Origin of the sequence: Streptomyces sp. NPDC058632 (genome assembly GCF_042717095.1) — a bacterium.
GTDB lineage: Bacteria > Actinomycetota > Actinomycetes > Streptomycetales > Streptomycetaceae > Streptomyces.
Genome location: NZ_JBHXQZ010000167.1, coordinates 1 through 7,346 on the forward strand (window position 1 = coordinate 1; position 7,346 = coordinate 7,346).

The following is a 7,346-nucleotide window of genomic DNA, read 5'->3' on the forward strand; positions in this document are numbered from 1 at the left end:
GGTCCGGGTGGGCACCGGCCACCCGGACCGTCCCGGCTTTAGTTCACTACATTAAATAAGGGTGCTGAAAAGTCGCGCCGAGGTGGCTCCCGGCGGTATGTTGCAGGTCGGGCAGGGGTTCGGGAGGAGCAGCCACATGGCGGGGCGGAACGGGCGCACGGTACGCGACCTCAGGCGGGCCAACCGTACTGCCGTGTTGCAGCGGCTCTACTTCGACGGACCGCTCAGCCGTTTCGAACTCGGCCCGGCGACCGGGCTCAGCTCCGGCTCGGTGAGCAATGTCGTCGCCGACCTGGTCGGTGACGGCCTGGTGGAGGAGGCCGGCAGCGTCGATTCCGACGGCGGCCGTCCGCGCACCCTGCTCCGGGTGGCGCCGGTCAGCGGCCACATGATCGGCGTCGACGTCGGCGAGACCCGGGTCCGCGTCGAACTGTTCGATCTGACCCTCGCCGAACTCGCCCGCACCGAGCGCCCGCTGGAGCAGCAGCGCTACGAGGTCGACGTCATCGTCGACCACATCCGCGCCGGAATCACCGAGGTGCTCGCCGCCGCAGGTCTCGCCCCCGAGCGGCTGCTCGGTGTCGGCATAGGCGTCCCCGGCATCGTCGAGCACACCCCGGACCGGGGCGCCGTCGTGCACGGGCAGACCATCGGATGGGACGCCATCGAGCTGGAGTCCCTGCTCCGTGGCGGCTCGCCCCTGCCCGACAGCGTCCCCTACTTCATCGACAACGGAGCCAGGACCCTCGGCCAGGCCGAGATGTGGTTCGGGGCGGGACGCGGCGCGCGCAACGCCCTCGTCGTGCTCTTCGGCTCCGGCGTCGGTGCCTGCCTCGTCACCCCGGAGGCGGAGCACGGCCGCGCGGTCGAGTGGGGGCACCTGACCGTACGGGTCCGGGGACGGCGCTGCCGCTGCGGCGCGCTCGGCTGCCTGGAGGCCTACGCGGGCGCCGAGTCGCTGCTCGCCCGGTGGCGGGAGGAGGGCGGCCCGGTCCCCGAAGACGCCGACGAGGAGACGGCGCTGACCGCGATGCTCGCCGCCGCCTACCCTCCCGACGGCACCGCTGCCGACCCGGTCGCGCTCGGCGTGCTGGAGGAGACCGCCGAATACCTGGGCGCCGGCCTGTCCGACCTGATCAACCTCTTCCAGCCCGAGCGCATCCTCATGGGCGGCTGGGCCGGCCTCCAGCTCGGCTCCCGCTTCCTGCCGGCCGTCCGCAAACACGCCCTGTCGTACGCGCTGCGCCATCCCGCAGAGAACGTGACGATCGAGCTGGGCAGCCTCGGCCCCGACGCCGTCACCGTCGGCGCCGCGATTCTGCCGCTCGCCGACTTCTTCGCCCGCGGCGGACGTCGCCCCGACCCGGAGCAGGAGTCCCCGCCGCCCGCCTGGCGCAGAGCCCTGCGGGAACGGACGCCGCGCTGAGCGTTTCACCGGGTGCCGCGGCGGTACCCGGCGGGGCGCGCGTACGGACGTAGGCGCAGAAAAGATGGGAGCGTGCCGTGACCGACCACCGCCACGAAGGACCGGGAGAGAACGGCCAGGGCGTCCCCCGGGATTTGCCCGACCAGCAGGCGGGCGAGGGCGAGGACCCCTGGGAGGTCGCCCCGGGCGTCGACGAGGACGCGGCCGAGGACGATTCCGGTGAGCGTCGGCCCGACGTTCCCGACACGGACGAGGCCGGGACCGGCCGGCGGGGCGCGCCGCACTCGGCCTCCGCCGACCCGGACCAGCCGGTACCGGACGAGTCCTCCGCATAGCGCGCAAAGGGGAAGCCCCGACCGCGACGGGGGAATCACGGCCGGGGCGGCTCAATGGTGGGTACGGAAGGCGGTCGCCTCGCGGCGAAGGCTCCACAGGGCTTCAGCCGAACGATCGTCCCTGTGGGCGGAAGGTGTGGCCCGGGGACACTGTTCCTTCCGCACCCACGGTCTCTTCAACGGAGACCGGTCCCGGTGTGTTCCGGGTGTTCCGGCCCAATGCTCCGACTTTGCGGTGATGTGTGTCACTCGCCCGGCCTGCTCGTCGGCCCCTGCCGCCACGCGTTCCCGGGCGCGGCGCACCCGAGGGTCCGCCGGTCGAACTGCCCCGGCGCCCCGCGCGCGGACCCGCGCTTGTCCGGTTTGCGCTCTACGCTCGTATGCATGACCGAAAGCGTGAGCCCGTACATGGCCCATCCACGGATCACGGTGCTCGGTGTCCAGCCCGGTAAGCCGCCGTTCCGGATCGTGGAGATCGACGGAGAGGTGATCGGCGAGGCCAGGGCCATCACCGACGTGCTGCTGGTCGCCGCCGCGTTCGGGATCACCGTCCATGATCTCGACGACCCGGACGTGGTCCGCTGGGTCGGCGGGGGCAAGTACACCTGGACCCCGCACCGCTAGACGTCCGGACGTCGCGGCGGACGCCGGTTCCTGCGCCGGCGCCGCCGCCCGGGTCATGCCTGCGCCTTGGTCTTTGTCCTGGACTTCGTGTCGCCCCCCGCCCCGGTCCGGGCCCTGCCCTTCACCCAGCTCCGCAGCCTGCTCTGCGCCGTGCCCTTCGGCGTGCCCTTCGGTTCGGCGGCCGGCTTGGTCCTGCTCCTGGTCCTCCTCCTCGGCGCGGTCCCGGCCCTCGGCTTGCGCGCGTGCACGGCCCGGCTGAGCCGGCGCCCCAGCAGGAGGTAGCCGATCAGCGCCCCGCTGGTGTTCAGGATGACGTCGTCGATGTCGAAGGCGCGGCCGGTGATCAGCGCGCCCTGCGCGAACTCGACCAACAGCATCACGGTCCCGGTCAGCAGCAGCACCTGCACGAATCCGCGGGTGCGCGGCGCCAGTACCGGCGCGAGGACGCCGAAGGGCACGCCCAGCAGGAGGTTGCCGCCCACCTGGCGGACGGCGTCGCGCAGTGCGGGCTGGTCCAGATAGGCACGCAGGGAACGGCCGGGATGCAGATTGGTGTGGATCAGCGACTCGGAGGCGGGCGAGGGCTGCAGCGTGACCCGGGCCAGCGCCACCGCGAAGACGACCATGAACGCGAAGGCACAGAGCATCACCAGTAGCCGGATTGGCAGCGGGAGCGGACGCCGCTCGCTCCCGCTGCCGCGTCCGGCCGGGGCGCTGCCCTGCTTCCGGCGCCACCCGAAGCGCGGGCGTGAGGCTGTACGGGGCATTCCGTCCTCCGGTCGTCAACTGCTGTCATGGATGGGATAGGTCGGTTGCCCCCCCGGCGCCGTCTTTACGCCCGGCCGGTGCGGCCGCCCGCTTCCGCTCAGTCGCCGTAGGAGACGTCCACCTTCGTGAACCCCAGGGAGCGCAGCAGGCCTTCGAGCATCCCCGTGGTGTTGCTCTCGGCACGGCTGGTCAGTTCGCTCTCCTTCGCCGCGGCGCCGATGTGTCGCACCGCGAGCTTCTGCACGGCCTGTTCGCTGTTGGGATTGTCGGAGAAGAGGTCACCGAGACGGTCGAGCAGTCCGCGCTCCTTGGAGACGGCGTAGGAGCGCTCGGGGTCGAGCGCGGGAGTGCCGAGGCGGGCGTGCGGCAGCCGCAGGGTGGCGGACGTACGGTCCTCATTGACCCGTACGTCGTCCTTGCCGAGCCTGCCGAGGTCGACATAGGCGTCGACGGTGCCCGCGCCCACGTACAAGGTGCGGCTGCCGCGGATCGCGTCGGGCAGGAACCTGGTGTCCTTCTCCAGGTCCACCACGACCTGGAAGTTGCCGGTCGCGGCGTCGTACCGGCTGATGTCCTGGATGGACTCCAGCAGCGCGGGACCGGAGCGGTCGTGGGTCTCCGTGCCGAACAGGTCCTTCAGACCCGGCAGTACGCTCAGCCGGATCCCCGCGAAGAGCACGGCGAGTACCACCACCACCGCGGTGAGTACCTTCGCCCAGCCCGGCATGCGCCCGGGGAGGCGCCTGATGGGAGTCGTCATGGTGACGGCCCTCCTTCCTACCGACCAGATGCCCCTCACTTCACCGAACAAGCAGGGGAGTCGAGATGTGAAGAGCACCGCGGGAGCACGCGGGGGCGCACGGTGTGCCGGGAGGCCTCGAGGAATCGTCGGAACGATGATCGAAGAGGGCATCGGGCGGTGCCCCGCGGCAGCCGGACGGCGGCGCCGGGCCCGGCGCCAGTAGCATGAGCCTTCCGGCCGACATGATCATTCGAGGAGCCGACCCGTGCGAGACATCGCCGTGTTCAGCGGCAGTGCCCATCCGGAACTGGCGGCGGAGGTCTGTGCGCATCTCGGCGTGCCGCTCAGCCCTGTCCGGGCCAGCAGGTTCGCCAACGACTGTCTGGAGGTGCAGCTGCTGGCCAACTGTCGCGAGCGCGACGTCTTCCTGGTGCAGCCCCTGGTCAGACCGGTGCAGGAACACCTCGTGGAACTGCTCCTGATGTGCGACGCGGCCCGAGGTGCGTCCGCCTCCCGGATCACCGTCGTGATGCCGCACTACTCCTACGCCCGCTCCGACAAGAAGGACGCCCCGCGCATCTCCATGGGCGGACGACTGGTCGCGGACCTCCTGGTGGCGGCCGGGGCGAGCCGTGTCCTGGCAATGACCCTGCACGCGCCGCAGGTGCACGGATTCTTCTCGGTGCCCGTCGACCATCTGCACGCACTGCGTGAACTCGCTTCGCACTTCCGGCAGTACGACCTCAGCCGCACCACCGTCGTCTCACCCGACCTGGGCAACGCGAAGGAGGCGGCGGCGTTCGCCCGTCTCATCGGAGCGCAGGTCGCGGCCGGGGCGAAGCAGCGGTTCGCCGACGACCGGGTGCGGATCAGTTCCGTCATCGGCGAGGTCGCCGGGCGGGACGTCATCGTCCTGGACGACGAGATCGCCAAGGGCAGCACGGTGCTCGAACTGCTCGACCGGCTAAGGGAACTGGGCCCCCGCTCGATCCGAGTGGCCTGCACCCACGGCCTGTTCGCGGCCGGGGCGCTCAAGCGGCTGAGCGAGCAGCCCGACGTACTGGAGATCGTGTGCACCAACACGGTCCCGGTGCCCGCCGAGGAGCACACGGAGAAGCTGAGGGTCCTGTCCATCGCCCCGGCGCTCGCCGAGGCGGTACGGCGCATTCACAACGGTGAGTCCGTCAGCGCCCTGTTCGACGCACCGCCGACCGCGTAGCACCGGCTGCCCTGCCGCCCGCTACCTCTCACACCGGCCCCGGCGTGGCCTCGGGCTGGTCCAGGGCCGCGTCCAGGGTCGGGCGTGGAGGCAGCAGCCGGGCCAGGCCGGTGATCCGCAGCACACGCAGGGTCAGCGCGTCCGTGCACACCAGGTGCAGACTGCCGTGCTGCTCCAGGATCCGCTGCCGGGCGCGGTACAGCAGGCGCAGACCGGAGGCGTCCAGGAACTCCACCCGGGTCAGATCGATCACGACGCGGCACTTCGGGGCCGCGGTCGCCGCGTCCAGGTGGGGGACGACCTCCACCTCCGCGACGATGTCGATCTCGCCGCGGAAATCCAGCACCGTGTGCCCCCGGTCCTGACGGACGCGGAGAAACCGGGTCGGCGGTGCAGGTTGCTGCCGCACCACGCCATCGCCTCCAGCCTGCTTCGTGCACGGATCGGTCCCCAACGCCGGTCCCCGCACTGCAAGTTACCCCCAGGCGCCGGGATGTGGGCATGTTTGATCGTCATATGTCTTCGAATTGCGACCGAGTCCTTCTGGTTTTGGCCGGTCCGGTGCGGCGTGGCACGCTCCCGGGCGTCCAGGACCTGCTTGGACTGCCAACTGTCCAATCAGATCAAGCCACTTGTGGGTAGGACATCCTTTTCCCCCGGCGTGACGGAACCCTCACTTCCGCCACCTTCCGAACTTGATCCTTTTGCGGTCGGAACCGATAAGCTCCTTGCCAGCGCTGCGAGTTGAAGCGATCGCGTTGCGTCGGTTCGCGATACGTACCCATGAGCGCGGTCCCTTGTACATCCCCCCATGCCTGATCGTGTTGCTTCGAAGGATTCAGATGGAACTCGCCCCTCCGCCACCGGCGGCGCGGCCCCCCGTCGCCTGGTACAGCTGGTGGCTGATGCCGCTGGGCCTGGGCAGCGGGACGGTCGCCGCCACGTTCGTGAGCTCGGAGCGGATAACGACGGCCGTCGCCGGCGCCGCCGCCACCGCGGCCGGCACGTTGTGCGTACGGTTGCTGCTCCGCACCCGCATCCGGCTGTTCCGGACCGAGGGTGCCCTCCGCGCCGTACAGGTCGAGCAGTCGCAGAAGTCATTGCGATGGCAGGAGCAGGCGGCGGGCCGGGAACGGAACTTCGCCGCCGAGCGCACCGCCCAGGAGGAGCGGTTCGCCGAGCGGAACGCCGCGCACGAACGACTTCTCGCCGATCGGAGCACGGCCTATGAAAATCAACTCGTTCAACAGGGCCAGGTCTTCGAGGCACGACTGACCGAACTGATTGAGCGTCACGACGCCCGGCTCGCGGAGCAGACCGGGGAACACGAGGCCCGGCTCGCCGAGCAGACCGAGGCCATGGAGGAGCGGCTGGCGCACCAGCTCGCCGCGGTGGCACACCTCGCCGACGCGCAGCTGCCCGAGGCGATCGAGCGGCTGCGCGCAGGCGATGCCATCGACGACCTGCTGCCGAGCGGCACCCAGTGCGCCGCGGCCGGCGCCGAACTCCAGGCCGAACTGCGCAAGATCCTGCGGATCTCCCTGATGGCGCTCGAGGAGGAGTTCGACCGTTCCACCTCCGCCGAACAGGCCGTCATCAGTATCGGCAACCGCATCCACGTGCTGACCAGCAAACTCCGTGGCCGGTTGCACGAGATGCAGGGAGAGCACGGCCGCCTCCCGGCCGTCGCCCGGGCCCTGATGGAACTCGACCAGGAAATCGGCCCCGCCGACTGTCTCGCCGCCAGCGTCGGTGTCCTCGGAGGTTCGGACCGGCCGGGCAGACAGTGGCAGGAGCCGCAGCGGCTGCTGAGCGTGATGCGCGGCGGCATCGGCCGGATCAAGGACTTCCGCCGCGTCCAGCTGCGCCGGCTGCCCGAACTCGGGGTCGACGGCGGCCTGGTGGACCATCTCACGCTGATCTTCGCCCACCTGCTGGACAACGCGGCCCGCTACTCACCGCCCACCGAGCCCGTGGTCGTCTCCGGCAAGGAGGTCCCGAACGGCGTCGGTATCGAGATCCAGGACTCCGGCAAGGGCCTGAGCGAGGAGAAGAGGCGCGAGGCCGAACACGCTCTCGCGGGCACCGCGCCCGGCGCGGGCATCGGCGGCATCACCGAGGACGCGAACATCGGCCTGCGGGTCGTCGGCGTCCTCGCCCGCCGCTACGGCATCCGCGTCACCTTCGCCGACTCGCCCTGGCTCGGCACCTCGGTGGTCGTCGTCGTACCGC

At 70.8% G+C, this 7,346-nt stretch carries 7 protein-coding genes and 1 pseudogene; 5 read left to right on the plus strand and 3 right to left on the minus strand.

Annotation, left to right across the window (positions count from 1 at the left end; translation table 11 throughout):
- The first annotated feature begins 136 nt into the window (after positions 1-136).
- The 3 genes from ACFWVE_RS34320 (at position 137) to ACFWVE_RS34330 (ending at position 2,385) form a co-directional block, all read left to right on the plus strand.
- A complete protein-coding gene (locus ACFWVE_RS34320; protein WP_384022976.1) occupies positions 137-1,426 on the plus strand; it encodes an ROK family protein in 1,290 nt (429 codons plus the stop codon).
- A gap of 77 nt (positions 1,427-1,503) precedes the next feature.
- On the plus strand, positions 1,504-1,761 hold the full coding sequence (locus tag ACFWVE_RS34325; RefSeq protein WP_384022979.1) for a hypothetical protein: 258 nt from the start codon (positions 1,504-1,506) through the stop codon (positions 1,759-1,761).
- A gap of 384 nt (positions 1,762-2,145) precedes the next feature.
- Positions 2,146-2,385, plus strand: coding sequence for a hypothetical protein (locus ACFWVE_RS34330; protein ID WP_384022981.1), 240 nt, complete (start codon positions 2,146-2,148; stop codon positions 2,383-2,385).
- 227 nt (positions 2,386-2,612) lie between these two features.
- Here ACFWVE_RS34330 and ACFWVE_RS34335 read toward each other — a convergent pair.
- Both ACFWVE_RS34335 and ACFWVE_RS34340 read right to left on the minus strand, forming a co-directional pair.
- Positions 2,613-3,152: pseudogene (locus ACFWVE_RS34335) on the minus strand (VanZ family protein); the annotation flags it as partial.
- Between the two features lie 98 nt (positions 3,153-3,250).
- The gene (locus ACFWVE_RS34340) at positions 3,251-3,913 is read right to left on the minus strand and encodes a DUF4230 domain-containing protein (RefSeq protein ID WP_384022984.1); all 663 of its coding nucleotides are present in this window, start codon (positions 3,911-3,913) and stop codon (positions 3,251-3,253) included.
- A 247-nt stretch (positions 3,914-4,160) separates the two neighbouring features.
- Here ACFWVE_RS34340 and ACFWVE_RS34345 point away from each other — a divergent pair, with 247 nt between their 5' ends.
- Positions 4,161-5,114 (plus strand): ribose-phosphate diphosphokinase, encoded by a 954-nt coding sequence (locus ACFWVE_RS34345; protein ID WP_384022987.1) that lies wholly within the window; start codon positions 4,161-4,163, stop codon positions 5,112-5,114.
- A gap of 28 nt (positions 5,115-5,142) precedes the next feature.
- On the opposite strand, the gene ACFWVE_RS34350 is transcribed toward ACFWVE_RS34345, so the two are convergent.
- Positions 5,143-5,523, minus strand: a complete 381-nt coding sequence (locus ACFWVE_RS34350; RefSeq protein ID WP_384022990.1) for an anti-sigma factor antagonist — start codon at positions 5,521-5,523, stop codon at positions 5,143-5,145.
- A gap of 433 nt (positions 5,524-5,956) precedes the next feature.
- Between ACFWVE_RS34350 and ACFWVE_RS34355 the strand changes: the two genes are divergently transcribed.
- A partial coding sequence (locus ACFWVE_RS34355; protein ID WP_384022993.1) for an ATP-binding protein occupies positions 5,957-7,346 on the plus strand: 1,390 nt, incomplete at its 3' end.